The organism is Streptomyces sp. ISL-94 (assembly GCF_018614075.1).
Lineage (GTDB): Bacteria > Actinomycetota > Actinomycetes > Streptomycetales > Streptomycetaceae > Streptomyces.
This window is the reverse complement of sequence record NZ_JAGGOZ010000130.1, coordinates 1-24,781: the sequence shown is the minus strand read 5'-3', so window position 1 is coordinate 24,781 and position 24,781 is coordinate 1. Positions and strand designations below refer to the sequence as shown.

Annotated in this window: 24 protein-coding genes and 2 pseudogenes; 11 read left to right on the top strand and 15 right to left on the bottom strand. The window is 73.1% G+C overall.

Annotated elements, in window-relative coordinates:
• Positions 1–82: 82 nt before the first annotated feature.
• The 7 genes from J7E94_RS32385 to J7E94_RS32355 all read right to left on the bottom strand — a co-directional run bounded on the left by J7E94_RS32385 (position 83) and on the right by J7E94_RS32355 (position 5,336).
• A complete protein-coding gene (locus J7E94_RS32385; protein WP_215020397.1) occupies positions 83–424 on the bottom strand; it encodes a TcmI family type II polyketide cyclase in 342 nt (113 codons plus the stop codon).
• A 19-nt stretch (positions 425–443) separates the two neighbouring features.
• Positions 444–923 (bottom strand): SRPBCC family protein, encoded by a 480-nt coding sequence (locus J7E94_RS32380; RefSeq protein ID WP_215020396.1) that lies wholly within the window; start codon positions 921–923, stop codon positions 444–446.
• 1 nt (position 924) lies between these two features.
• The gene (locus tag J7E94_RS32375; RefSeq protein WP_215020395.1) at positions 925–1,179 is read right to left on the bottom strand and encodes an acyl carrier protein; all 255 of its coding nucleotides are present in this window, start codon (positions 1,177–1,179) and stop codon (positions 925–927) included.
• A gap of 50 nt (positions 1,180–1,229) precedes the next feature.
• Positions 1,230–2,468: a beta-ketoacyl synthase N-terminal-like domain-containing protein gene (locus tag J7E94_RS32370; protein ID WP_308345602.1), complete on the bottom strand. Its 1,239-nt coding sequence runs from the start codon at positions 2,466–2,468 to the stop codon at positions 1,230–1,232.
• Positions 2,465–3,736, bottom strand: coding sequence for a beta-ketoacyl synthase (locus tag J7E94_RS32365; protein WP_215020394.1), 1,272 nt, complete (start codon positions 3,734–3,736; stop codon positions 2,465–2,467). The genes J7E94_RS32370 and J7E94_RS32365 overlap by 4 nt, the downstream gene beginning before the upstream one ends.
• Complete coding sequence (locus J7E94_RS32360) at positions 3,733–4,176, bottom strand: cupin domain-containing protein (protein ID WP_215020393.1); 444 nt, start codon at positions 4,174–4,176, stop codon at positions 3,733–3,735. The genes J7E94_RS32365 and J7E94_RS32360 overlap by 4 nt, the downstream gene beginning before the upstream one ends.
• Before the next feature lie 62 nt (positions 4,177–4,238).
• Positions 4,239–5,336, bottom strand: coding sequence for a SchA/CurD-like domain-containing protein (locus J7E94_RS32355; protein ID WP_215020392.1), 1,098 nt, complete (start codon positions 5,334–5,336; stop codon positions 4,239–4,241).
• A gap of 274 nt (positions 5,337–5,610) precedes the next feature.
• Here J7E94_RS32355 and J7E94_RS32350 point away from each other — a divergent pair, with 274 nt between their 5' ends.
• Positions 5,611–7,284: an FAD-dependent monooxygenase gene (locus J7E94_RS32350; RefSeq protein WP_215020391.1), complete on the top strand. Its 1,674-nt coding sequence runs from the start codon at positions 5,611–5,613 to the stop codon at positions 7,282–7,284.
• 158 nt (positions 7,285–7,442) lie between these two features.
• On the opposite strand, the gene J7E94_RS32345 is transcribed toward J7E94_RS32350, so the two are convergent.
• Positions 7,443–7,658, bottom strand: a complete 216-nt coding sequence (locus tag J7E94_RS32345) for an acyl-CoA carboxylase epsilon subunit (RefSeq protein WP_215020390.1) — start codon at positions 7,656–7,658, stop codon at positions 7,443–7,445.
• Positions 7,659–7,924: 266 nt separating this feature from the next.
• Here J7E94_RS32345 and J7E94_RS32340 point away from each other — a divergent pair, with 266 nt between their 5' ends.
• The 5 genes and pseudogenes from J7E94_RS32340 (at position 7,925) to J7E94_RS32320 (ending at position 11,282) form a co-directional block, all read left to right on the top strand.
• The gene (locus J7E94_RS32340) at positions 7,925–8,146 is read left to right on the top strand and encodes a hypothetical protein (RefSeq protein WP_215020389.1); all 222 of its coding nucleotides are present in this window, start codon (positions 7,925–7,927) and stop codon (positions 8,144–8,146) included.
• A gap of 293 nt (positions 8,147–8,439) precedes the next feature.
• Positions 8,440–9,195, top strand: a pseudogene (locus J7E94_RS32335) (carbohydrate-binding protein); the annotation flags it as partial.
• Positions 9,196–9,217: 22 nt separating this feature from the next.
• Positions 9,218–9,829 (top strand): annotated as a pseudogene (locus J7E94_RS35170) (beta-1,3-glucanase family protein); the annotation flags it as partial.
• Between the two features lie 23 nt (positions 9,830–9,852).
• Positions 9,853–10,143 (top strand): beta-1,3-glucanase family protein, encoded by a 291-nt coding sequence (locus J7E94_RS32325; RefSeq protein WP_251057562.1) that lies wholly within the window; start codon positions 9,853–9,855, stop codon positions 10,141–10,143.
• 98 nt (positions 10,144–10,241) lie between these two features.
• Entirely contained in the window at positions 10,242–11,282 is a 1,041-nt protein-coding gene (locus tag J7E94_RS32320) for a LacI family DNA-binding transcriptional regulator (RefSeq protein WP_215020387.1), read from the top strand.
• Between the two features lie 126 nt (positions 11,283–11,408).
• On the opposite strand, the gene J7E94_RS32315 is transcribed toward J7E94_RS32320, so the two are convergent.
• Positions 11,409–12,077, bottom strand: a complete 669-nt coding sequence (locus J7E94_RS32315; protein WP_215020386.1) for a DUF4360 domain-containing protein — start codon at positions 12,075–12,077, stop codon at positions 11,409–11,411.
• 176 nt (positions 12,078–12,253) lie between these two features.
• Between J7E94_RS32315 and J7E94_RS32310 the strand changes: the two genes are divergently transcribed.
• Positions 12,254–14,131 (top strand): glyoxal oxidase, encoded by a 1,878-nt coding sequence (locus J7E94_RS32310; RefSeq protein ID WP_215020385.1) that lies wholly within the window; start codon positions 12,254–12,256, stop codon positions 14,129–14,131.
• 30 nt (positions 14,132–14,161) lie between these two features.
• On the opposite strand, the gene J7E94_RS32305 is transcribed toward J7E94_RS32310, so the two are convergent.
• Positions 14,162–14,761, bottom strand: coding sequence for a HutD family protein (locus tag J7E94_RS32305; RefSeq protein WP_215020384.1), 600 nt, complete (start codon positions 14,759–14,761; stop codon positions 14,162–14,164).
• Entirely contained in the window at positions 14,758–15,207 is a 450-nt protein-coding gene (locus tag J7E94_RS32300; RefSeq protein ID WP_215020383.1) for a MarR family winged helix-turn-helix transcriptional regulator, read from the bottom strand. Before J7E94_RS32300 ends, J7E94_RS32305 begins: the two co-directional genes overlap by 4 nt.
• A 144-nt stretch (positions 15,208–15,351) precedes the next feature.
• On the opposite strand from J7E94_RS32300, the gene J7E94_RS32295 reads away from it, so the two are divergent.
• Positions 15,352–16,890: an MFS transporter gene (locus J7E94_RS32295; RefSeq protein ID WP_215020382.1), complete on the top strand. Its 1,539-nt coding sequence runs from the start codon at positions 15,352–15,354 to the stop codon at positions 16,888–16,890.
• A gap of 26 nt (positions 16,891–16,916) precedes the next feature.
• Complete coding sequence (locus tag J7E94_RS32290) at positions 16,917–17,432, top strand: DUF664 domain-containing protein (protein ID WP_215020381.1); 516 nt, start codon at positions 16,917–16,919, stop codon at positions 17,430–17,432.
• On the opposite strand, the gene J7E94_RS32285 is transcribed toward J7E94_RS32290, so the two are convergent.
• The 4 genes from J7E94_RS32285 to J7E94_RS32270 form a co-directional block, all read right to left on the bottom strand.
• A complete protein-coding gene (locus tag J7E94_RS32285; protein WP_215020380.1) occupies positions 17,429–18,661 on the bottom strand; it encodes a tetratricopeptide repeat protein in 1,233 nt (410 codons plus the stop codon). The two genes, J7E94_RS32290 and J7E94_RS32285, sit on opposite strands and share 4 nt — an antisense overlap.
• A 28-nt stretch (positions 18,662–18,689) precedes the next feature.
• Positions 18,690–22,499: a tetratricopeptide repeat protein gene (locus tag J7E94_RS32280; protein WP_215020379.1), complete on the bottom strand. Its 3,810-nt coding sequence runs from the start codon at positions 22,497–22,499 to the stop codon at positions 18,690–18,692.
• A 2-nt stretch (positions 22,500–22,501) separates the two neighbouring features.
• Positions 22,502–22,975 carry a hypothetical protein gene (locus J7E94_RS32275; RefSeq protein WP_215020378.1) on the bottom strand — a complete coding sequence of 158 codons (474 nt, stop codon included), beginning with the start codon at positions 22,973–22,975 and terminating at the stop codon, positions 22,502–22,504.
• A 93-nt stretch (positions 22,976–23,068) separates the two neighbouring features.
• The gene (locus J7E94_RS32270; protein WP_308345604.1) at positions 23,069–23,836 is read right to left on the bottom strand and encodes an NAD(P)-binding domain-containing protein; all 768 of its coding nucleotides are present in this window, start codon (positions 23,834–23,836) and stop codon (positions 23,069–23,071) included.
• 160 nt (positions 23,837–23,996) lie between these two features.
• Between J7E94_RS32270 and J7E94_RS32265 the strand changes: the two genes are divergently transcribed.
• Entirely contained in the window at positions 23,997–24,476 is a 480-nt protein-coding gene (locus J7E94_RS32265; protein WP_215020376.1) for a hypothetical protein, read from the top strand.
• Positions 24,477–24,637: 161 nt separating this feature from the next.
• Positions 24,638–24,781: transposase (locus J7E94_RS32260; protein ID WP_251057564.1), on the top strand; the 144-nt coding region annotated here is incomplete at its 3' end.

The following is a 24,781-nucleotide window of genomic DNA, read 5'->3' as shown; positions in this document are numbered from 1 at the left end:
GGGGTGCGGGGTGCGGGGTGCCGGCCGCTCACGCGGCGGGACCCGCACACGCCTGTGTGCGGGTCCCGTCCGGGCCGCCGGGTCACTGCGCGGGGGGCTTCTCCCAGCGGTAGAACTCGTGGGCCATGGCGTCCTTCGGACTGCGCCAGGTCTCCGGGTTGTGCGGGCTGATGTAGGCGGTGAGCCGCTGGCTGAGGTCCCGGAACTCCGGGTGGTCGGTGACCTTCGCGATGGCGGGTCCGGGCGGCCGGTCCGACTCGATCAGGTGCATGTACACGTCGCCGAACTGGAAGAGGCTGCGGCGGGTGACTCCGACCAGGTGCGGCAGTTCGCCCGCGTCCGAGCCGGCGAAGAGTTCGGCGATGTCCGGGGCCGATCCCGGCGCCATACGGGCGACGATGAGAGCGCGGTGCGGGGAGTGCATCCGGGTGCTTGCCTTTCTTTCAGACGCGGGTGACGGCGGGGCTGCGGTTCTCGCGTTCGCGCTGCTCGATCTTGTCGCGGATGAGCGCCATCTGGATCGGGGAGTTGCGGTTGATGTTGTCGGTCATCCACGCGTCGTCGACCGGGGCGTCCGGCTTCATCGCGAAGTCCTGGGTCCACTTCATCCGGGTGCCGCCGGGCACCTTGAAGTACTGCCAGTGGATGTCCATGTGCGCGAACGGGCCGGTCTCCACGCGCCGGGCCCGGACCGTGAGGCTCTTGCGGTCCACGGTCCGCTCCGAGACCCAGCTCCACACCTTGCCGTTCTCGTCGGGGTGCATGGTGAGGCGGAAGCGGGTGGTGTCGCCCTGCTGGTCGAGGATCTCCAGCGACGCGTATTCGCTGAAGAGCTGCGGCCAGTTGGGGAGGTCGTTGGTCATCTCCCACACGACGTCCACGGGCGCGTTGACGGTGATCTCGTTCTCGGTGTGTCCTGGCATGTCACGCTCCGGTCATGAGGCTGCTGTTGACGAGGTCGAGGAACTCGCGGGGGGTCTTGCAGCGGTCGGCATCGGTGGGCAGCGCCCGTCCGCGCCGGTTCTCCAGCTCCCCGACGATGCCGAGCAGGCCCAGCGAGTCGAGGCCGTAGTCGTCGAAGGCCGCGTCGGGACGGCTCGCCAGCTCGCTTGGGTCGACGGTGATGCCGGCGGTCTTCATCAGCGCCGCCAGCTCCTCCAGGGTCAGTCGGTCGGACATGGGGGGTTCTCTCTTCCTACGAGGGGACCGTGCGGTCCTGACGTGTCCCGCTACAGGGGCGCCGAGGGGCCCCTGCGCAGGACGAGCGCGGAGTTGGAGCCCATCCGGCCCCGGCTCAGCACGAGCGCGGTGCGCAGCTCCGCGGGGCGGGCGGCGCCGGTCACCACGTCGAGGTCGTGGCACACGTCGAAGACGTTCGGCGTCGGCGGGACGATGCCGCGCTCCAGTGCCAGGACCGCGGCCGCGGTGTCCAGGGCGGGCGCCGCGCAGTACGCCCTGCCGGTGCCGGTCTTGGGCGCCGTGACCGCCACCTTGCGCCCGTGGGCGCCGAGGGCGTCGGCGATGGCCTGCGCCTCGGCCGTGTCGGCCTCGGGCGTGCCCAGGGCGTCCGCGAAGACCACGTCGATCTCCTCGGGTGCGCAGCCGGCTTCCCGCAGGGCGCCCCGGATCGCGTGGGCCAGTCCCTCGCCCGACGCGTCCGGCCGCTGTGTGCCGCTGAAGGTCGCGGCGTGGCCGGCCAGTACGGCGCGGACCGGGGCGCCGCGCCGGCGGGCCTCCGCCTCGTCCTCGACGACGAACATCGCGCCGCCCTCGGCGGGGACGTACCCGCAGGCATCGGCGGTGAACGGCCGGTAGGCCCGCTCCGGGTCCTCCCGGGTGCTCAGGCCCTCGTACTCCAGCTGGCAGACGATCGAGTACGGCGCGAGGGGCGCCTCGGTGGCCCCGACCAGCATCGCCCGGCTGCCCTGGCGGATCGCCCGGACCGCGTGCGCGAAGGCGTCCAGTCCGCCCGCCTCGTCGCTGGCGACGACCCCGCACGGGCCCTTGAGGCCGCGGCGGATGGAGATCTGGCCGGTGCTCGCGGCGTAGAACCAGGCGATGGACTGGTACGGGCCCACGTAGCGGGGGCCCTGCTCCCAGAGGTGCTGCAGCTCGCGCTGCCCGAACTCGCCGCCGCCGGACCCGGCCGCGGTGACGACGCCGAAGGAGAACGGGTCGTCCGCGTAGTCGGCCTGCCCGAGCCGGGCGTCCTCCAGGGCGAGGTCGGCAGCGGCGAGGGCGTGGTGGGTGAAGCGGTCCGTCTGGACGAGGAAGCGGTCCTCGACCAAGGTGCCGGGGTCGAAGCCCCGCACCTCGCCCGCGACCCGCAGCGGCAGGTGTTCGCAGCCCGCCCGGGTGACCCGGTCGAGCACGCTCGCCCCTGACTGGGTGGCCTTCCAGAAGGCTCCGGCGCCGACGCCGTTGGGCGCGACGACCCCGATGCCCGTGATGACCGTACGGCTGGTCACGAGACCTCCTCCTTCGGCCGGGTCATGACCACGGCGGACTGGAATCCGCCGAAGCCGCTGCCGACCGAGAGCACGTTGCGCAGCTTGCAGGCGCGGGCGGTGCGGGGCACGTAGTCGAGGTCGCATTCGGGGTCGGGCGTCTCGTAGTTCGCCGTCGGCGGTACGACCTGGTGGGTCATGGCGAGCACGCAGGCCGCCAGTTCGATCGCCCCGATGGCGCCGAGGGAGTGACCGACCATGGACTTGATGGAGGTCATCGGCGTCTTGTAGGCGTGGTCGCCCAGGACCCGCTTGACCGCCGCCGTCTCGTGGCGGTCGTTCTGCTTGGTTCCCGAGCCGTGCGCGTTGACGTAGTCGATCTCGCCGGCGGTAACCCGGGCCTGGTCCAGGGCGGTCTCGATGGCACGGGCCATCTCCAGGCCCTCGGCGGTCAGCCCCGTCATGTGGTGGGCGTTGCCGAAGGTGGCGTAGCCCCCGATCTCGCAGTAGACGGTCGCACCGCGGGCGCGGGCGTGTTCCAGCTCTTCGAGTACGAGGACGGCGCCGCCTTCGCCGAGGACGAACCCGTCCCGGTCGGCGTCGAACGGCCGGGAGGCGTGGGCCGGGTCGTCGTTGTTCGGCGAGGTCGCCTTGATGGCGTCGAAACAGGCCACCGTGATCGGTGATATGGGTGAGTCCGAGGCGCCGGCGATGCACACGTCCATCCGGCCCTCGGCTATGGAGTGCACGGCGTACCCGATGGCGTCGAGTCCCGAGGTGCAGCCGGTGGACACGGTCTGCACGGGGCCGCGCGCACCCGTCTGCTCCGCGACGGCGGAGGCGAGGGTGGCGGGCGTGAAGGCCCGGTGCAGGTAGGGCCCGGCGAGCTTTTCGTCCACGTCCCACCAGGCGCCGGACTGGCTCACGGCGACGTAGTCGTGCTCCAGGCGGGTGGTGCCGCCGACGGCCGTGCCGAGGGAGACTCCGGTCCGCCAGGCCTCGTCCGTGGTGAGGTCGAGTCCCGCGTCGAGCAGGGCTTCCCGGGCGGCGACCAGGGCGAACTGGATGTAGCGGTCCGCCCGGGCCGTCTCGGCCGGGCCGAGGCCGTGCGCGGCCGGGTCGAAGTCGACCTCCGCGGCTATCCGGGAGCGGAAGCCGGCCGGGTCGAAGAGGGTGATGCCGCGTGTCGCCGTACGGCCGTTGGACAGCAGGTCCCAGAAGGCCGAGACGCCGATCCCGCCGGGGGCGACGACCCCGACTCCGGTGACGGCCACCCGGCGGCCGGTCACGAGACCGCTCCCGTGCGGTCCGGGGGCTGCGCCCAGGCGGTGCTCTCCGGGTGCGGGGCCTCTTCGGTGTCGACGTGGCCGAGCTCGGGGCGCGGGGCGAGGGGGCCGAGGTGGAAGACCATGCGGGCCTCGGTGTCCCCGGTGTTGCGGAACCGGTGGCGGACGTTGAGGGGGACCAGCAGCCCCTGGTCGACGCGCAGCGGATGGGTCTCGCCGTCGAGGTCGACCTCCAGGCGGCCGGCGACCACGTACACGAACTCCTCGGAGTACGGGTGGTAGTGCTCGGCGATGGACTCCCCGGGGGCCATGATCGCCATGCCCATGAAGCCGCTGGTGGAGCCCACCGAGGTCGGGGTGAGCACGGCCCTGAGGTCGCCGCCGCGCCGGCGGTTGGGCGGCGTCTCGCTGAGGTCGACGATGCGTGGGCGCTGTCTGGTCATGGCGGGTTCCTCCTGGCGTGTGGGGAGCCTGGACGGGGCTGGGGGGTGGGGGACCGAGAGGATCAGGACTGGGCGGGTGCCCGGCGGTCGGTGATCAGCTTCATGGTGTGGTGCGCGGCGCGGACGCGCTCGCCGTGCTCGGCCATCAGGCGTCCGAGCACGGCCGCCTTGCGGGGGCCGCGGACGCCGAAGGTCGTCTCGGGCTCGGCCTCGAAGGGGCCGCGCACATCGATCAGGCGCACGACGATGTCGTCACGCTGGAAGATGCTGCTGCTCCGAACGGGGCTGCCGGGGCGGCCGGCGGCGGCCTCGTCCTGGCGGGCCAGGAACTTGGCGAGCACCGTGCCGCAGCCGGGCTTGGCCGGGTAGAAGAACGCGTGCCGGTGCACGTCGGCGGACTCCGGTTCCGGCGCGGCGATGTGGTGGACCGCCGGGAGCGCGGCGCGCATGAAGAACATCCGGGCCGATTCCGGGTCGTTGAGGTTCCGGTCCTGTTCCAGGTAGGGGTTGATGGCCTCTTCGACGGCGCGCACCTCCGGCTGCTCGGAGACGTGCCGCAGGGCGGCCATCAGGTCGCCTTGGACCTCCACGGTGCGTACGACGCGGTTGCCGTGCATGAACAGCGAGGTGCGGCACAGCCGGGTGTGGTCGTCGACGCGGGCCGCCGGGGAGGCGTAGTCCGAGAGGATGGCCGCGACCTGCTCCTCGCTGCCCGGTTTGACGGTGAAGGTGAGGGCGTGGCGGACGATGCCCGCGCCCAGCCGGGGCGCGGGCTGGAGCCGTGCGGTGGCCGGCCGCGCCGCCTGGTCGTAGCCGCGTCCGGTTTCGCGCAGGACGGTGAACTTGAGCGGGCGCATGGCGCGGGCACAGGCGCCCAGCGGCTTGACCTGTTCCGCGTGGTGCTCGCTGTTGACCCATGCGAGGTACTGCGGGGCGCTCTCCCACTCGCTGGTGATGAGCCACTGCGACGGGTTCTCGAAGGACTGGCACAACTGGTCGCTGATGTGGCCCGGGACCGACGCGATGTCGTTGCGGAGCTTTTCGTACGCCTCGAAGAACTGCTGCTGGGTTCCCTCGTGGAGATCCATCAGCAGGACGACCCGGAGCATGGAGCCGTCGAAGGCTGACTGCGACACCCGTTCGGACTGGGTGGTTGTCATCTACTCACTCCTTCATGAGGGGGTGGAGATCCATCGCGTACGGACCCCTCGTCCGTTACCGGTGGCGTCCGCCCGGTCGGCGGCCGTCTCGGTAGGGACGGCGGGGCCGGCGCATCTCAGGGGGAGCCGCTGTCGCTCATCGTCATCCGGGTGGGCGGGTACCGCTACATGTCGGGATCAAGCGGGTGACAACCGGCGAATCAACCGGGCCTCATCGACGATCGGGGGCATAAACAGTCCACTCCCCCACACAGAAAACAGGAGCCCGCAGCTGATGGAAGACAACGCCGATATTCGCGTACCGGTTCTCGTCGTGGGCGGCTCCCTCGTGGGCCTGTCCACCTCGCTTTTCCTGAGCCGCCACGGAGTGAGGCACCTGCTGGTCGAGAAGCACTCCGGAACGTCCGCGCACCCGCGCGGGCGCGGGATCAACGCCCGCACGATGGAGCTCTTCCGCACGGCGGGGGCCGAGCACGCGATCCGCCGGGCGGCGTCCGTACTGGAGGACAACCAGGGCATTCTGCAGGCCGAGTCGCTGACCGGCGGCAACTACAACTGGCTGATCAAGTCCATCGACCCGTCGCGCGCGCTGCGCCGGTTCAGCCCGACCGGCTGGTGCCTGTGCAGCCAGAACAACATCGAGCCGGTGCTGGCCGCGCAGAGCGGCGCGCAGGGCGCCGACGTCCGGTTCTCGACCGAGCTGATGAGCTTCGACCAGGACGCGACGGGGGTGAGCGCCGTGGTCAAGGACCTCAAGACGGGCGTGCACACCACGGTGCGCGCGGACTTCCTGATCGCGGCGGACGGGCCGCGCAGCCCCGTGCGGGAGCAGCTGCGCATCCCCCAGACGGGCAACGGCGAGCTGTTCCACAACGTGAGCGTCACCTTCCGCTCCGAGCGGCTCCCCGAGGTGCTGGGCGATCTGCGCTTCATCGTCTGCTACCTGATGCGTCCGGGCGCGGACGGGGCGCTGCTGCCCGTGGACAACGGGACGCAGTGGGTCTTCCACGCCCCCTGGCACCCCGACCGGGGCGAGATGCTGGAGGACTTCACGGACGAGCGCTGCGTGGACCAGATCCGCGAAGCGATCGGGGTCCCCGACCTGGATGTGGAGATCGGCGGCAAGGCTCCGTGGCATGCCGCCGAACGGGTGGCGGAGCGGTTTTCGGCCGGACGGGTGTTCCTGGCGGGGGACGCGGCCCACGAGATGTCACCGACCGGGGCCTTCGGCTCGAACACGGGCATCCAGGACGGGCACAACCTGGCGTGGAAGATCGCCGCGGTGCTGGACGGCTCGGCGGGCATGGAGCTGCTCGACACGTACGAGGCGGAGCGGCTGCCGGTGGCCAGGGCCACGAGCGAGCGCGCCTCGGCCCGTTCGGCGGAGCACAGCCACCCGGGGTACGCGCCGCCGCCCACGATGGGCGGCGGACCGGGCAGCGGGGTCCTCACCACGGCGATGGGCTACTGCTATCCGACGGGCGCGGTCGTCGGAGGCGACCCGTCCCGTCCCGTCATCCCGGAGGCGCTGCGCCTGACGGGTGACACCGGCACCCGGGCTCCGCACATGTGGCTGACCAGGGCCGGGGCCGGGACGGGGGCGGGGACCGGATCGGGGGGCGGGGCCGGTGAGCGGATCTCGACCCTCGACCTCTACGAGCGCTCCTTCGTGCTGCTCAGCGGCACGGGGACGCCCTGGCAGGGGGCGGCGCGGCTGGCGGCCGCGCAGTTGTCCGCGCGGCTGGACGCCTACACCATCGGCTCCGGGCCGGGCGCCGACCTCCGCCAGGAGGAGGGCGCCGACTGGGCCGGGGCCCACGCGATGGATCCCGCAGGCTGTGTGCTCGTGCGCCCGGACGGGTTCGTGGCGTGGCGCTCGGAGGGCGCCGTGGCCGATCCCCGGGCGACGCTGCTCGAGGTCCTCTCCACGGTGCTCCGCCGGACGTGACCCCTTCCCTCCCCCTCCCGCCGGCCGTGCGCGCGGCCGGCGGCCGGGGTTCAGCGACAGAGCCCGCGACGGACCCGGGGGCAGGCTCGGCGACCGGCTCGGCGACGGGCTCAGCGACGGGCTCAGCGACGGGCTCAGCGACGGGCTCGGGGACAGGCTCAGCGACAGGCCCAGCAGCCCGCCCAGCAGCCGGCGGGCGGCCGGGCAGGGCGCCGGCGGCCGTGCCCCGGGCCGCCCCTCGCCGCTTCGCGGGCCCCGGCGGCGGCGCGGCGCACGCAACAGGCCACCACCACCGCGATCGCGGCCAGTTCCTCGGGGGCGGCCAAACCCTTCTCGACACGCAGCAGGCTCGATATCGGTACGTCGTTCTGCATCGGCACGGCCTCTCGTACGGGGGCTTCGCGTGCGCCCTGCCGCGGCGCGAGGGACCGTCCGTCCCGCCGCCCGCGCGGGCTGCGCTCAGGTGGCTCGGCGCGCCCTGGGGGCGTGTGCCGCGGATGCGCACCGGCCGGCGGATTCCTGTCGGACCACCAGGACTCCTGACGCGACCGACGCTACAAGCGCGCGGCGGACCCGGCACGTTGGGCGGGTGCGGGCGCCCTCGTCCGCTGCCGGCCGCGACGCAGTCCCCGGGCCAGCCGTGACCGGCCGCGAGGCCCTGCTCTGCCGGGGCTGCGCGGGCCGGCTCTACGCGGTGTGCACCACCGACCGCGGCGGCCGCGGCAGCACGGTCGGCGAGTGGGAGGTCGACCACGAGATGCCGGTGCCGTGCCCGCTCGACGGGCTGCTGCCGCTCACCGGCAGGGCGGCCTCGGTGTACGACCTGCCCGGCGCCGAGGAGGTCATCGGCCGGCCGCACTGAGCACGGCGGGCTGAGCCGCACGGGTGAAGGTGATGCGGCGGACCGGCCCACCGGCGGCGGGGTTTCGCGCGGGGGCCGGCGAGCGGCCGGAGCAGCGATCGGTCGGCGTCCGGCCGGCCGGCCGCCGGTGAGGCGGCCCGTGAGCCATCGTGAGCGATGGACGAGCGTTCAACGTGTGAACTCCCTTGGCCCGCCCGCCCTTCCCGGTTCAATCTCTTCACGCCCACAGGGGCGGGCAGCACAGTGTCCAGCGGCGCGAGTTTGAGAGCGCTCTCAAACGGTGCACCCCCCACTCCACCAGCTGCCAGGGCGGCTTCCACACCTACGCCGTGGAGTGGGACCGGTCGACGGCGGTCGAGGAGATGCGCTTCTCCGTCGACGGGATCACCTTCCACACCGTGCGGGCCAACCAGGTGGACGCCGCCACCTGGACCAATGCCACGAACCACGGCTACTTCATCATCCTCAACGTCGCCATGGGCGGCGGGTTCCCCAACGCCTTCGGCGGCGGCCCGGACGCGGGCACCGAGCCCGGCCATCCGATGGTCGTCGACTACGTGTCCGTCCTGCGCTCGACCGGAGGCACGACCCCGCCCCCCACTCCCACCACTCCCCCCAGCACCCCTCCGGCCGGCAGCCGCGACGCGTACTCCGCGATCCAGGCCGAGTCCTACGACGGCCAGGCGGGCGTGCTGAAGGAGACCACCTCGGACACCGGCGGCGGCCAGGACCTGAGCACGATCGGCAACGGCGACTGGGCCCTCTACAAAGGCGTCGACTTCGGTTCGACGGCCGCGCGGCAGTTCTTCGGACGCGTCGCCTCCGGCGCGCCCGGCGGGGTCAGCGGGCTCGTCGAGGTCCGGCTCGACAGCCGCTCCAGCGCGCCGATCGGGAGCTTCTCCGTGGCCGACACCGGCGGTTGGCAGAGCTGGCGGACGGTGCCGGCGAACATCAGCGGCGTCACCGGCACGCACGACGTGTACCTGACCTTCACCAGCGGCCAGAGCGCCGACTACGTGAACGTCAACTGGTTCGACTTCGGACACTGACCGGACCCAGGAGGACGCGCTCGTGAACACCCCCCACGCGCTCCACCCGCTCCACTGCCCCGGCCGGATCCCCCTGATCCTGCTGACCGTCCTGCTCGCCCTGGCGGGCACCGCGCTGTTCGCCCCGACGGCGGCCGGCGGCGAGGCCGGAGGCGGCGGGGCCGGCAGCTTCCCGATCACCTTCCGCAACGACACCCGCGGCGCGTACGCCGATGCACAGATCTTCGTCACCCTCCTCGGCCAGGTCACCCCGGGCCAGTGGTCGTACATGAAGCCCGACGGCACCATGGCCCCCATCAGCCACCAGGACGCCACCGCCCCCGGGCACCTGACCAAGAACGGCGTCGACTACCCCGACATGTCCTTCACGGCCGCCCGAATCGGCGGGACCGTGCCCTCACCGACCTCGATCCGCGGCGGCCGGATCTACGTCTCCCTCGGCTCGCCGGTGTACATCCCGGTCTCCCCCGACGACCGGGGGTGGGGCGCCCCGGACCCGCGCAACCCGAACGACCCCAACGCCGACGTGTACTACGACTGGTACGAGTACACCTACGTGCACGGGCAGGTCGCCTTCGGCGGGAACACCACCCAGGTCGACCAGTTCGGCTTCCCGATGACCTCGCGGCTGCGCCAGACCTCCAGCGGATACGCGTCATGGCCTGCGCGGGCGCGCTGGCCTCGGGCAACGACACCGAGAAGCAGCTCGGCGCGGAGTTCTGCGCCGCGTTCAGCCGCGGCGTGGCCCTCGACACCGCCTCCTGGTACAGCCCGGCGGCGTACTACACCGGCCCGGCAGGGAACGACTACGCCGGCTTCTTCCACACCGTCGGCCTGAACCAGCGGGCCTCCGGCTTCCCCTACGACGACATCCACGACCAGTCCACCGTCCAGATCCTCTCCAACTCCGGCCCGCCGACCTCCCTGACCCTCGGCATCGGCTGGTGACGGGCCCGGCCGCCGGGAGCGCCCCGCGTCTCCCGGCGGTACGGGTTACCCTGCTGCCCGGCCGGGCGACCGGCTGCGGACATCCAGGAGGAGCGCCCGTGCCCGTACAGCATCCCGGGAACCGCCCCACGCTGGAGGCGGTGGCAGAGCGCGCCGGGGTGTCCCGGGCCACCGCGTCCCGCGTCGTCAACGGCGGTGACGGGGTCCGCGCGCACCTGGTGGACAAGGTGCGCGAGGCCGTCCGGGATCTCGGATACGTGCCCAACCCCGCGGCCCGCACCCTGGTCACGCGGCGCACGGACGCCGTCGCGGTGATCATCGCCGAGCCGGAGGTCCGGATCTTCTCCGATCCCTTCTTCTCCCGCCAGGTGCGCGGCATCAGCAAGGAACTGACCGCGCACGACACCCAGTTGGTGCTGCTGCTGGTGGAGGACCGCGGGGACTACGACCGTATCGAGCGCTATCTCGCGGGCGGCCACGTGGACGGAGCGCTCGCCTTCTCCCTGCACACCGACGATCCGCTGCCCGCGATCACCCGCCGCATCGGGATGCCCACCGTCTACGGCGGCCGCCCGGGCTGGACCGCCCCCGGTGAGCCCGAGGGCGTGGCGTACGTGGACGCGGACAACCGCGGCGGGGCCCGCGCGGCCGTACGGTACCTGCTGGGGCGGGGGCGCGAGCGGATCGCCCACATCGCCGGCCCGCTCGACCAGACCTCGGCGGCCGACCGGCTCAGCGGCTACCGGGACGTACTGCCGGCGGCCGGTCCCGAGCTGGTCGTGGAGGGGGACTTCACCGTGGCGGGCGGGGCCCGCGCGATGGCCGAACTCCTGGAGCGCGGCGCCGGCATCGACGCGGTGTTCGCCGCGAACGACCTGATGGCCACGGGCGCGCTGCGGGTGCTGCGGGAGGCCGGCCGCGCGGTGCCGGCGGAAGTGGCGGTCGTCGGCTTCGACGACGCGGAGCCGGTGGCCGAGAGCGCCGATCCGCCGCTGACGACCGTACGCCAGGACATCGAGGGCATGGGGCGGCTGATGGCGCGGCTGCTGCTGGAAACCCTGAACGGGGACGGGGGCGAGGGCACCGCGGCCGGACCGGTGATCACCGCCACGGAACTGGTGCGGCGCGCTTCGGCCTGAGGCCGGGACCGACCTCGGGCCGCAACCGGCCGGACCCCTGCGGCCCGAACGGCCGGACGCGTACGGCCCGACGCGCCGGGGCCCGCGGTGACGGGCCCCGGCGCGTCGGGTGGGCGCCTGCCTGCATCAGCTCCGCACCGGGCACTGCTTCCAGGAGAAGTGGTACACGCTGTTGATGCTGCCGTCCGTCGAGTCGAGCGCCATGAAGCTGGTCTTGTCCGGGTCGGAGGTTCCGACCTCGGCGCGCAGCTCGGTGTTGATGTTGAAGTTGCGCTGCTCGCCGCAGGGGGCGAAGACGAGGGCCTGGACGCCCGTGGTGTCGGTCGCCTGCCAGTTGTCCTCGAGCGTGCCCGTGAACCGGTGGGTGCGCTGGGCGGTCTGGCTCATGCCCTGGAAGTAGTAGCTGGCCTTCTGCGTTCCGATCGCACCCTCCTGAAGGCTGCCGAAGCCCCGGTAGTCGACCTTGGCCACGGCGTAGGTGTAGCCCTGGGGGACGCGGACGACGAGGGAGAGGAGACAGTTCTTGCGGCCCGCGGTGGCGGGGGCGCCGCCGCCCGCCTCGGCCAGGTACTCGCTGTAGGTGACGGTGAAGGCCGTGTTGTCCGGCGAGACGGCGACGGCGGCGCTGCCTGGACGGCAGCCCGATCCGTTGACGGAGGCGACGTCGACGGTCACCTGGTCGGAGGGAGCCTTGACGGCGGGAGCCGAGGCGGTGGCCCCGGCCGACGGGGAGAGCGTGACGAGAGCTGCGGTCACGACGGCTGCGGTGAATCCGGTACGGAGCGACTTGATCACGAGGACATGGATAGCGGTCCGCGGCGGCTCGGGGCGGCCGACGGGTACGCGGACTCACCTCTATGGCCGCAGCGATTCACCGAAGAAACGTTCATTCGCCACATAACGGACGTCTGGATGGCTCCACTTCGCGTCACATCGGTGGGATAGATCCCCTTTCTTCTAATATCGGCGCAATGAGGAGACCCCTGCCCCGCGCCCATCGGTCCGCCCTCGTGTCGGCGGCCTGGGTGATCACCGCCGCCGTGGCCCTCACGGCGGTGAGCCCCGCCCCGGCCCTCGCCGACACCCCGCGCCCCCCGCGCCCCCCGCGCGGCCACACCGAACCCGTCGGCGGGCCGGAGCCGAAGGGTGACGAGGCCGTCGAGGCCGCCGTGATCGGCGAGAATCACGCCCGCGCGCACGCACGCCTGCGGGAGGCCGCCAAGGGCACCCATTCCTATCCGCAGGCGAAGCGCACGGCGAGCCTGGCCTCACTCCAGGAGTCGCAGCTCAAGACCAACACCGGTCTCGCGCCTGCGCAGTTCGGCCGGTTCACGGAGTTCTTCCCCTCGCCCGACTTCGGGGTCCACGTGGCCCTGCTGCCGACCGGCAAGGTGCTGCTCTTCTCCTTCGAGCGCGTGGAGGCCGACCCCACCAAGGAGACCGGGCCCACCAACACGGTCGGCGTGACGAACGCGGGCCGCGCCTACCTGTGGGACCCGGCCCGGGGGACGGGGCCGCGGTCCTTCAAGAAGGTGCCCCCGCCGACGGTCCTCATGCCGGACGGCCGTTACGCGCCGCGCCCGGCGCCGTTCTTCTGCGCCGGACACGCCTTCCTCCCCAACGGGATGGTCGGCGTCTTCGGCGGGAACGTCGGCGGGAAGGGCGGCAGCGGCGCCAAGCTGTCCTTCGTGTTCGACCCGTGGACCGAGCTCTGGTACCGCAACCGGGACATGGCCGTGGGCCGCTGGTACCCGTCGGCCGTGACGGGGGCGGACGGCCGCCAGATCATCATGTCCGGCCAGTCCGAACGCGGTACGGGCACCCCCACCCCGGTGGTGGAGCGCTTCCCGTCCCTGCGCCACCCCGTGCCCTGGCGCCCGTACGACATCCCGCTGAACCTCGCCTCGCAGCGGCTCCGGGCGGACGCCCCCTTCCGGAACGACTATCCGCACCTCTTCTCGCTGCGGGACGGGATGATCTACGGGCTCGGCCGCGACGCCGACCAGCAGTGGCTGTTCGACCCGGTCAAGGAGGTGCGCACCGACCTGCCCCGCCGGCCGGCCGACTTCCGCGGGTATGGCTCGGCCGTCCCGCTGCCGGCCGGATTCCGGGGTCCGGACTCGGTGCTGGTCCTCGGCGGCGACCCGCGCGATCCGCTCACGTACCGGCTGTCCGGCGGCCGCTGGACCATCGAGGAGCCGCGCGCCTTCGGCCGGACGCAGGACGACACGCTGATCCTGCCGGACGGCACCCTGCTGACCGTCAACGGCGCCCTCGACACCCGGGATTACGGGAACGGGCCGTTCAATCCGAAGGCCGATCCGAAGTACCGGCAGATCGAGCTGCGCGACGCACGCGGGCACTGGCGGCTCGGTCCGGCCCAGCGGCTGCCGCGCGGCTACCACTCCAACGCCCTGGTCATGCCCGACGGGCGGATGCTGGTCACCGGGGACGAGCTCCAGCAGATCGCCAACGACCCCGACATCGGGGACGGAATGGACGGCAGCATCGAGCTCTACGAGCCCGCCTACCTGCACCGGGGCCCGCGGCCGGCCCTCGACCGGGTGCCGGGCGGCGAACTCCCCTACGACGCCGCCTTCCAGGTGTCGAGTGCCACGCCCGGAGACGTCGCGCGCGCCGTGCTGCTGGCGCCGACGACCGTGACCCACTCGGTGAACACCAGCCAGCGCCACCTGGAGCTCCGGCGGACCGGCGTGCACGGCAACACGATCGGGCTCCGGACGCCGCCGAGCGCGGCCGACGCCCCGCCGGGGTACTACATGCTGTTCCTGCTCAACGCGAAGGGCGTCCCCAGCACGGCGAAGTGGGTGAAGCTCGGGGTCCGCTGACCGGCCGCGATCAAGGGGAGGCGGCGGCCGCTACCGCAGCCGGACCACCGCCGCGCGCCCGGAGGTCCGCAGGCGGCCGGTGAAGGGACCCGTCGCCAGGGCCGCGTCGTACGGGCCGAGGGCGACGGTGACCGGACCCCGCGCCGCCTCGGCCTCGACCTCGGCCTCAACCTCGGCCGGGCCGTCCAGAGCGACCACCAGCAGGGTCTCGCCGGCCGCGGCGGCAAGGCCGAGCCGGCCCCGTACCACGGCGGTCTGCGCCTCGGTGGCGCCCCTGCGGTACATCACGTTGAAGTTCACGACGGGGCCCGCGACGAGCGTGCAGTCGGTCGGGACGTCCCCGGCGAAGTCCTGGGGCGCGAACCGCTCGTCCAGGAGGCGGCGTACGCCCGCCACCGTGAGGTCCATGCCCGCGCCCTCGGCGAGGGTGAGCGTGCGGTCGACCCCGGGGAAGACGGAGAACGGCCCGTCGGCGGCGACCTCGGCGAGGCTCACCCGCCAGACGAAGTCCTCCGGGCCGGCGCCCTCGGGCCGGGCCGCGATCTCCCGGGTGACTCCCCCGCCGTTCTTCCAGGCCGTGGCGGCTCGGTCGGCCGCCCGCAGGATCCGGAACCCGCCCTCTCCCGTCATGCGCGGGAGGCCTCCTTCTCCATCGTGGGGCGCAGCCGCTCCAGCAGGGCGTAGAGCGTCGCGCTCTCGGTCTCGTCCAGGGTGTCGAGCGCGCCGTGCGTCACCTGCATCTCCTCCCGTACGCGGCGGATGACCTCGCGGCCCGCGTCCGTCGCCACCACGTTCTTGACGCGGCGGTCGGCGGGGTCGGGTTCGCGGCGGACCAGCTCGCGGGCCTCCAGGCGGTCGACGATGCCGGTCACGTTCGACGCGTCGCAGACCAGCAGGGTGGCGAGGCCGCGCATCGGGAGCGGGCCGTTCAGCTGGGCCAGCACCCTGGCCTGGGTGGAGGTGAGGCCGTGGTGGGCTGCGGCGGCCGCGAAGTCGCGCCACTGGGCGGTGCCGATGGCCGCGAGCAGCTCCAGCAGCTGGAGCTTGGAGGGGGCGTGCGTGGCGGTGTCGCTCATGCCTCGAGCCTACTCAGATTGATTGACATTATCAATTGTTTACTTGACCACTTTAACTATTGAGGTCTACCTTCGGTTCAGTTACTTGATGACATCAAACATCTGCGTCCTGAAGCTCTGAAGCACGAAGAAGGTCTCCCAGCCATGAGCACCCCCTCCCCCGCCGCCGCCCCGGCCGCAGCCGGGCAACGGAACGAGACGGTCATCGTCTTCGCCCTGAGCCTCGCCGCCATGGTCGTGTCGATGATGCAGACCCTGCCGGTCCCGATCCTGGGCCTCATCCGCGACGACCTCGGCACCTCCACCGCCAACGTCAGCTGGGTCACCACCGCCACCCTGCTGTCGGCGGCCGTCTTCACCCCGCTGCTCGGCCGCTTCGGCGACCAGCACGGCAAGAAGCCGACCCTGGTGGCCGTGCTCGGCGTCATGGTCGCCGGATCCGTCATCGCCGCGCTGGCGACCTCTCTGCCGCTGCTGATCCTGGGCCGGGTGCTCCAGGGAGCCGCCACCGCGATCTTCCCGCTCGCCCTCTCCGTGCTGCGCGAGGAAGTCCGTCCGCAGAAGCTGCCGGGCGCCATGGCGCTGGTCAGCGGCACGCTCGCGTTCGGCAGCGGCCTCGCGCTCGTCGCCACCGGACTGCTCACCTCCGGGTCGGACGCGGACTACCGCAACGCCTTCTGGATGGCGACGGGTTTCGCGGCCCTCGCCCTGCTGGCCGTGGTCTTCCTGGTCCCGGCGACCCGCCACAAGACGGGCGGCCGTACCGACTTCCTCGGCGCGCTGACCCTCGGCATCGCCCTGCTGCTGCTCCTGCTGCCGATCTCCCAGGGCCACGAGTGGGGGTGGGCCTCCGGTCGTACGCTGGGCAGCTTCGCCGGCGCCGCCGTCATGACCGCCGTCTGGGTGCTCGTCGAGCGCAAGGTCCGCGAGCCCCTGGTCGACATGCGGATGTTCGTCCACCGCCCGGTGCTCATGGCCAACCTGGCCGGCATCCTCGTCGGCTTCGGCATGTTCGCGAACTTCCTGGGCGTCTCGTACCTCGTCCAGATGCCCGAGGCGCTCACCGGCTACGGCTTCGACGCCTCCATCCTGCGCGCCTCCGTGCAGTTCCTGCTGCCCGGCGCGATCGTCTCGCTCCTCGCCTCCCCGATCGGCGGCCAGCTCGTCCGTCATCGGGGTCCGCGCATGGCGCTGGGCCTGGCCGCCGCGCTCGGCGCCGTCGGCTTCGCCTGGCTCGCCCTGGACCACCAGCACAGCGCGTCGGTGATCGGCGCCGGACTGGTCGTCGGCGCGGCCGTCAGCTTCGGCTACGCCGCCATGCCCGCCGTGATCATGGCCAGCGTCCCGCACCACCAGAGCGGTATCGCCAACGGCATCAACTCGATCTCCCGCTCCACGGGCAGCGCGATCGGCTCCGCCATCGTGACCACCATCCTGGCGTCCAAGACCATCGAGCACCTGCCTGCGGGCGTCCCCCCGCTGCCGGCCGAGTCGGGATTCACCCTCACCTTCGGGATCGGGGCCGCCGCCTTCGCGCTCGTCGCCGTGATCAGCTGGCTCGGCCTGCGGGGCGGACAGGGGACCGTGGCGGCCTCGGCCGGCGGCTCGGCACAGCCGGCGACGGCCGCCGAGACCTCGGATGCCCGACAGCCGGATGCCGTGAAGGCCGACGCCGTGCGCTGACGCGCGGGGCGCCGCATGGTGGGTGCATGAAGGCTACGGACATCATCGCCGACGGGTTCGGACGCATCCGGGAGATCGTGCACGAGGCCGTGGAAGGGCTATCGGCGGAGCGGCTCAACGCGCGCGTCGACCCGGCGGCGAACTCGATCACCTGGCTGGTCTGGCACCTGACCCGGATCCAGGACGACCACGTGGCGGACGCCGGGGACCTGGAACAGGTCTGGCAGGCCGGCGGCTGGGCGGCCCGGTTCGACCTGCCGCTGCCCGCCGCGGCCACCGGGTACGGTCACACCGCCCGCCAGGTGGGCACCGTCCGAGTCGACTCCGGCGAGCTGCTTCTGGGGTACTACGACGCGGTCCACGAGCAGAGCCTGCGCTTCGTGCGCGGGCTCGCCGCCGCGGACCTGGACCGGGTGGTCGACGAGCGCTGGGATCCGCCCGTCACCCTGGGGGTGCGCCTGGTCAGCGTGCTGTCCGACGATCTCCAGCACGCCGGCCAGGCCGCCTTCGTACGGGGCCTGCTGGAGCGGGGCGCCTCCTAGGAGGCGCCCTCGGGGAGGGCCCGCCTCAGTTGGTCGAGGTAGGTGTGCACTTCGGGCAGCTTGGGGTGCGTGGGGCCGCCGATGCGCACGAGGGCGGCGACGAGCCGTTCGGTCGCCGCGATCGCCTCGTCGATCCGCCCGGCCTGGTCGTAGCCCGAGATGAGGGTGATCAGCGGGTCCAGAGTCCCCACGTGGTCGGGGCCCAGGCTGTGCTCGCGCGCGGCGAGGGCCGCCTTCAGGTACGGCAGGGCCCGCTCCGGCCGGCCGGCTTCCAGGTGGGCGATCGCGAGGTTGTGATAGCGGTAGGAGATCTCGTCGCTGTCGGCTCCGTGGATGCGCTCGAAGCCGTCGATGACCCGTTCGTAGCAGCCGATGGCCGCGTCGAGGTCCCGGGCATCGTGGTGGACGTGCGCCAGGTTGTCCAGCCAGATGTAGGTGTCGAGGTGGCCGGGGCCGTAGAACCGCTCCACGTCGGCGACGATCTCCCGGCACAGGGCGATGGCCTCGGGCAGCCGGCCCGCCGCGCGGTAGGCCATGAACAGCTTCCGCTTCCGGGCCTCCAGCCGGTCCCCACCCGGCGGCAGGAGGCGCCTGCTGCCGGTCACGGCCTCCTCGAGCAGGGCGATCGCCCGGTCCGCGCGGCCCGCCGCCGCGTACGCGTCCGACAGCTTCTCGCGCCAGGTGAGGCTCTCCTCCTCGTCGCGGTCCGGGCTGCGCTCGCTGCCCTCCAGGGCCTGTTCGAGGTACGGGACTGCCTCGGCGGGGCGCCCCGCCGACAGGTGGGCGGATCCGATGCCGTGGAGGGTGACCAGGGTGTCGTGGGCCTGCGGGCCCAGGGTCGCCGACTGATGGCTCAGGTTCTCCAGCAGCAGCGGAATCGCCTGGTCCAGCATGTACGTGTCGCCGGGCGGGGCAGCGGCGGACCAGACGCAGAGCAAGAAGGCATAGTTGTGGCGCAGCCGCAGGACGTCCTCGTGGCCCGGGCCCAACCGCCGCTCCGCCTCCGCGAGTTCGTCGCGCATCCGCAGGGTGGCGTCCATGCTGAGGTGGACCGGTGCGTCGTCGGGCTCGTCCAGCCGCAGGTCGAGCGGATGCGCCGGAGTCCCGGGCCCGGGCTCCGCCGGCGGGTTCTCCGGGTAATCCGGGTAATCCGAATTCTCCGGGCTCTCCGGGCTCTCCGGGCTCTCCGGGCTCTCCGGGCTGCTCTTGGCGCGCTTCCTTCGGAACATCGCGGTCACTCTCCTCGGTCGGCGGCGGTCACAAGGGGGACCCGAGATCCCGTACCAGCTCCAGCAGTTCTCGGATCGCGGCGTACGGGGCCCGCCCGCCGTCGAGGTAGGCGCCGAGGGCCGCCCGGTCGGCCGCCGTCAGCGAGGCGAGCGGACGTCCGGCGAAGGACAGCGGGTCGCCGAGGTCGTGCAGGGCGGAGCCGTGGAGCACATGGCGGCCTCCTGGCGGGGCGGTCACGAGGTGCGGGGCACCACGCGAAGGCCCGTCGAGCGGACGCGGCTGCGGCACCGGGGCGAGGCCCACCGCGTCGTGGAAGTACGTCGCCTGCCCGCCCGGGGCCCGCCCGCCGACGACGCGCCACCCCGGGACGGCGAACAGCTGCTCCAGGCGGGGTCCGGGGGCGTTCCAGCCGGTCACCATGGGCCGGTCGGACTCCTGTTGGAAGAAGTAGACGCCACCCGTCGACGCGGCGGTCACGAACTCGTCGGGCGAGAGGAAGACGGCGGCCTCCACCGTGCCGTGCTCCTCGGGCACCGCCCACCAGCCGGGAGCGGTCACCGGTTCCAGACCCGCGTCGGTGAGGATCGCGCTGCGGTCGCCGGCCAGCAGGAGCCGGTGCCCGGAGGGGTCGACGGCGTGGACGGTGCAGCGCTCCAGGCCGAGGTCGTACAGGTCGATCAGCTCCAGCGGCCGGCCCACCGTGCCGACCAGGGCCACGGGCTCGCGCCGAAGGAGGACGACGAACCCGCGGGCGGTGGCGAAGGTCCGGGCCCCGGTGAGGCCGGGGCCCTGGGCCAGGACCTCCGCCCGGCCCGGCCGGTACAGGACGAGTTCGGGGGCCGCCCCGTGCCCGCCCGTACGCAGCGCCAGGACCGCGTCGGGCCCGAGGCAGCTCACCGCGTGGTTGTCCACGCCGTGGTGATCAGCGGACCAGAGGCGGGAGCGGGAGGAGACGTCGTACACGTCGATGCGCGTGGCGTGAGCCCCGCCGGGGCGCGCTCCGCGCGGACGGTACGTCTCCCAGGTCATGACCGGCGCCCCGGGGGCGAAGGAGACGCGGTCCGGCGCGACCGGGCCGTCGCGGTGGGGCAGGCGCCACACCGCCCGCGCGGCCGCGGCCCGGGCGGTGCGCCCGGCGGCCTGCGGCCGGTGGCGCCGGGAGGTCAGCCGGGCGGCCAGGCGGCGTCCGGGGCCGTCCTCGGGCGGGGCCCAGTGCTCGGGCGGGTGGCGGTGGGCGATCCGGATCGCGTCGGTGACGGGGATCCTGCGCATGAGGCCCCACAGCCCCTCTGGGTCGGCGGCCCGTACGAGGTGCTCGGCCGCCTCGTCGATCTCCGCCGGCGTGCCCCAGGGCAGGCGGTCGGCGCCGCGGCGCTCCCGCAGGTAGAGCAGCGCACGGCCGATGGCACCGCGTTCGGCCCCTGCGGTTGCGGCGGTGTCCGGATCCAGGGCGAGGCGCTCCCGGTGCCGGGCGAGGCTCTCCTCGACGATCGCGACGGCCTCGGTGTGCCGCCCCAGCGCGATGAGCTTGGCCGCCGCGTCGTCGAGCCGGGCAGTGAGCACGTCCCCGTAGGGGGTGCGGACCTCGCCGAGCTGACGGTAGAGGTGGAGCGCCTCCAGGAGCGCGTCGACGGATTCGGAGTACCGTCCCGCGCTCCACAGGTGCAGGCTTTGGATGCTGAGGCCCGAGGCCAGGTCCTCGCCGTAGCGTGCGGGATGGAGGTCCGCCATCTGGCGGGTGTACTCCACCACCGCCCCGGCTCCCGCGGCCGCCTCCAGCGAGCGTCCGGACACCGCGAGCAGGAAGCCGTTCACCATCTCCAGGCGGTTCACGTCCGCGGCCAAGGACCACCAGAGGAGGGGGTCGCGGTCCATCACCTCCCCGAAGAGCCGTTCGGCCTCCGCCACGGACTCGTGGGCCCCCTGGGCCCCGGCCTCCCAGAGCGCCAGCGCCAGCCGGGTGTGCGCCTGGGCCAGGGCTCCCAGGACGGTCGCCTCCTCTCCGTGCTCCCGCATCAGCCCGATGGCCTCCTGGAGGAGGTCGATCCGGCGCTGGGGGGCGATCTCCTGGAGAAAGAGGCCGCCGAGGTTGAGGAGGGCGTCGGCGTACGCGGACCGGTGCGCCGGATCCTCCTCGGCTGCCTCCCGGCTGAGGCGTACGGCCTCCTCCATGTGCGGGAGCGCCTCGCCCGGGCGGCCCGTCTTGAGGTGGGCGGAGACCAGCTCCCTGGAGAGCCGGGCCCGTTCCATGCGGTCCACGGCTCCTTCGAGGCGGTGGGCGGCGAGGCGCAGGGCGAGTTCCCCGGCGCCTGCCTCCACCCGTACGTCGCCCGCGGGCAGCAGGGGCTCGATGGCCTCCAGGACGTCGAGTTCCACGGAGTCCAGGGTGGCGATCGAGGTCAGTACCGCGTCGCCGCCCCGGACGGCGAGGGCGGGGTCGCGGCGCAGCAGCGGGAAGAGGACGGCCGGGCCGATGTGCGGCCAGCGTTCGGCCGCGGCGATGAGGAAGGTCAGGGCGCGGGGGGTCCAGGCGGGCGCGGCCCCTGCGTCGCGCCGCAGGATGCGGGTGGTCGCGGTGACGGACCACAGGTCGGTCGGGTAGCCGGTGACGGGGCTGCCGGGGAGGGTGAGGGCCAGGTAGTCCTCGGCGAGCCGGTCGGGCAGCAGCGGTTCGAGTACGTGGGCGGCCGCCGGGTCGGTGGGCGGGTAGTGCACGGCGTGGGCGGTCAGGATCCGGTCCGCCGGGGTGCGCAGCAGGAGCCGGTCCAGGAGCGGGTGGGCGGTGTCGCGACGCATCGGGCCGGTGAGGACGGCGGTGAAGACGGCGCGCGCGAGGTCGAGGGCGCGGCGGTCGCCGTCCTCGGCACCTGTGGTGCCGGTGGTGCGCGCGCCGGCGCTGTCAGCGGTGTCGGGCTCGCCCGCCCGGCGCCAGTTCTCGTGTTCGCGGTCGAGCAGGTACGCGGTCATCCCGGTGAGGTCCGCGGGCGGTTCCCGGCCGCCGGCCCGGGCATCGACGGCGGTGAGCGCGGCCATGTGGACGGCGAGGGTGAGCCCGAAGTCGGGTCGGGCGAGGTCCTGGTACGGAGGGCGCAGGTCGTCGAGGGCGGCGGGGTCCGGGTAGTGGGCGGCGAAGCTGCGCCGGGCAGCCTCGAACATCCTGCCGCGCTCGCCCTGTTGACCGGAGAGCGGGTCCAGCGGCTGGTCGGAGAGGTCGGTCGCGCGCCGTTGGCGGCTGAGCTGCGCGCGCAGGGCGGGCCAGGGCCGCACCGACCGGGCGATGAGGAGGATGCGCGCGGGGAGTTCGCCGAGGAGCAGCCCGTTGTGGAACAGCCACCGGAGGTGGGCGTCCGGCCAGCGGTCGGCGTAGTCGACGAGCACCAGCACCCCGGCGCGGTGGTCGGTGCGCAGGTCCTGGCTGCCCTGGGCGGGCGGGTGGGTGTCCGTGCCGTGTACGGCGTCCACCACGAGCCAGCCGGCGTCGGCGCATTCGGCGGCGAAGCGGGCGGCGAGGCGGGACTTGCCCGCGCCGCCGGGTCCGTGCAGCCAGCGTGCGGCCGACCGGGCGGGCTGCTCGCGCCATTCCCGCAGCCGGGCCAGCTCCGCTTCGCGGCCGGTGAACTCCACGATCTCGCTGCGGGCGTCGAGCATCCGGCTGGGCTGGGCGCGCAGCCAGGCCGAGTCCCGCCGCAGGGCGTCCGCGGCGCCGTACCTGTCGCGCGCGTACAGCAGGTAGACGGGGGTGCCGTCGCCGAAGACGTGGATGTCGGCGCCGACCGCGCCGTAGGCGAAGCCGGCGACGGCGCGGACTTCCTGGTGGACCTCGTCGGGGAGGTCCACGGTCAGCCGGTCCCGTCCGCGCCGCCCTCGTCGGCGGGCGGTGGCACCTGCCCTTCGGCCGCCTGGTGGTAGTGGAGGCTGCCGCCCTGCACGGCGAAGAGGGTTCCGTGGTCGCGTGCGGTGTTCGACTGCGTCCACACCTGCCGCCCGGCCGGCAGGCCGCTCTGCACGCCGGCGACCAGCTCGCGCAACTCGCCCTCGGAGCCGGGGTGTTCCTCCAGCAGCAGGAGCAGCCGCCGACGCCATACGGGCAGCAGTTCCGCCCGGATCTCGTCCGCGCCGGCCGGTTCGGCGCGGCCGACGAGGGCGGCGTCCTCGTCGAGCTGTGCGCCGATCGCCGCCCCGCGGGCCTCGCCGCCCCGCCCGAAGAGCCGGACGGCCCCGCCGCGGGCCCCTTGCCACACGTCGGTGGCCATGGCTCCGATCAGCGCGGTGGCGCCCGCGCCGGCGAGCGCCGTCAGTGACTCGGCCAGCATCCGTCCTCCTGTGTCCCGTGCCGCGGGCAGCCCCCGTGATGCCGAACTCCCCTTGCAGAGGACCAGGTTAGCCCGCGCGGGCAGCGCACGTCCTCAGCCGCGGAAGGCCGCCGGTCGCTCCGGGGAAGCCTCCGCCAGCGCCTTGGTGACCTCGTCGATGCCCGCGCGGAGCCCGTAGACGGGCGTGTCGGGCTGCTGGCGCCAGGAGTCGTCGATGCCTCCGGCGTCGACGGTGTCGAAGCCGAGGTCGTCGATGAGGGCGCGCACGGCCTTCTTGGCGGCCTCGTCGTCGCCCGCGACGGGCAGTGCGATCCGGTCCGGGGCGCCGGCCGGACGGTGCAGGTCGAGGATGTCCTGGGCGTAGGTGCCGTTGAAGGCCTTGATCACGCGGTGCCCGAGCTGCCGCTCGGTCCACCGGCTCTCGGTCAGCCCCTCGTCCTCGACGGCGGCGATCCGGCCGTCGCGCTGCTGCGGGTAGTAGTTGTTGGTGTCGATGACGCTGAAGCCCTCGGCGGCCTCGTCGAAGAGGCCCGCTGGCAGGTCCGGCACGTTCTTGAAGGGGATGGTGACCACAACGATCTCGGCGCCGCGCGCCGCTTCGGCGACGGTGGCGGGGGTGGCGCCGGTCTCCTCGGCGAGCGCGGTCAGGGTCTGGGGGCCGCGCGAGTTCGCCACGGACACGTCGTGTCCGAGGGCCGTGAGCCGGCGGGTGAGGTTCCCGCCGATGTTCCCTGCGCCGATGATGCCGATCTTCATGAGCTCTCCAGTGCGTCCGGAATCGGGTGTCGCGCTGGTACGAACTCCCCCGGCCGGTCCGGCATTCCGCCTGAGGGGTTCGTGTCCCCGGACGAGCGGCGCGATCGGGCCGGTGTACGGGGTCCGGCGGTGCGGTGGATGCCTCCCACCTGGCCCGTGCTCCCTGTGGCGTTACATTTCGGCCATTTCGCACATTACGAGAACCGGGCAGGGCCGGGGCGGCGTCGGTCAGTGCAGTCACTCAGCACGGGGAAAGGCTCAGACGATGTTCAAGCTCCCGTCCAGGCGCACCGCCGCCGGCGCTCTCGCGGCCACCGCCGCACTCACGCTCGCCTTCGGCACCACCGCCTCCGCCACCGCGGGGGGTGCCGCGCCGGAGGCGGTCCCCACCGCCGCTGCGCCCTCCGTATCGGGCAGCCCGGAGGCTGCCTTCACCCGGATCGCCGACTTCTACGGGTCCTACATCGACGCGGTCTACGACGGCGACGGGGCGACGGCCGAGCGGCTGCGCTCCTTCTACCTCTCCCCCGCGCTCCAGGCGGAGCTGGCGACATGGGAGGAGGCCCACCACGCCAACGGCGTGCTGCGCGCCCAGAACGTGCCGCTCAAGCGGAAGGTCACCTCCACCGGCAGCGGCATGGGCAAGACCCATGCCACCGCCACCCTGACCTGGGGCAGCGACACGACGCGGATCTTCGTCCAGGCGGACCTGGCCACGCGGAAGATCGTGTCCATCAAGGACTGACCCGCGCGAGGGGGGCCGGGACCCCGTCCGGGTCCCGGCCCCCTCGTCCGCCGCTTCCAGCCCTCTCCCCGGGCTTCTTGCTAGTAGGGCTTTGTTAGCTACCCCGGGTGATCAAGCAGGAGTAAGGTTGTGATCTTCTTTCAGGTGTGACACCTGAGGAGATGGAAGAGGTCCGGCCGCGTCTGGAGGCGTTCGCGGCTCAGATGCTGGGCTCGCTGGCCCGCCGGGATCAGCGGGTTAAGGGCGAGCTGTACCTGCGCGGGCTGATGCTGGATGGCAAGCGCAAGTCGATGCAGCCGATGGCC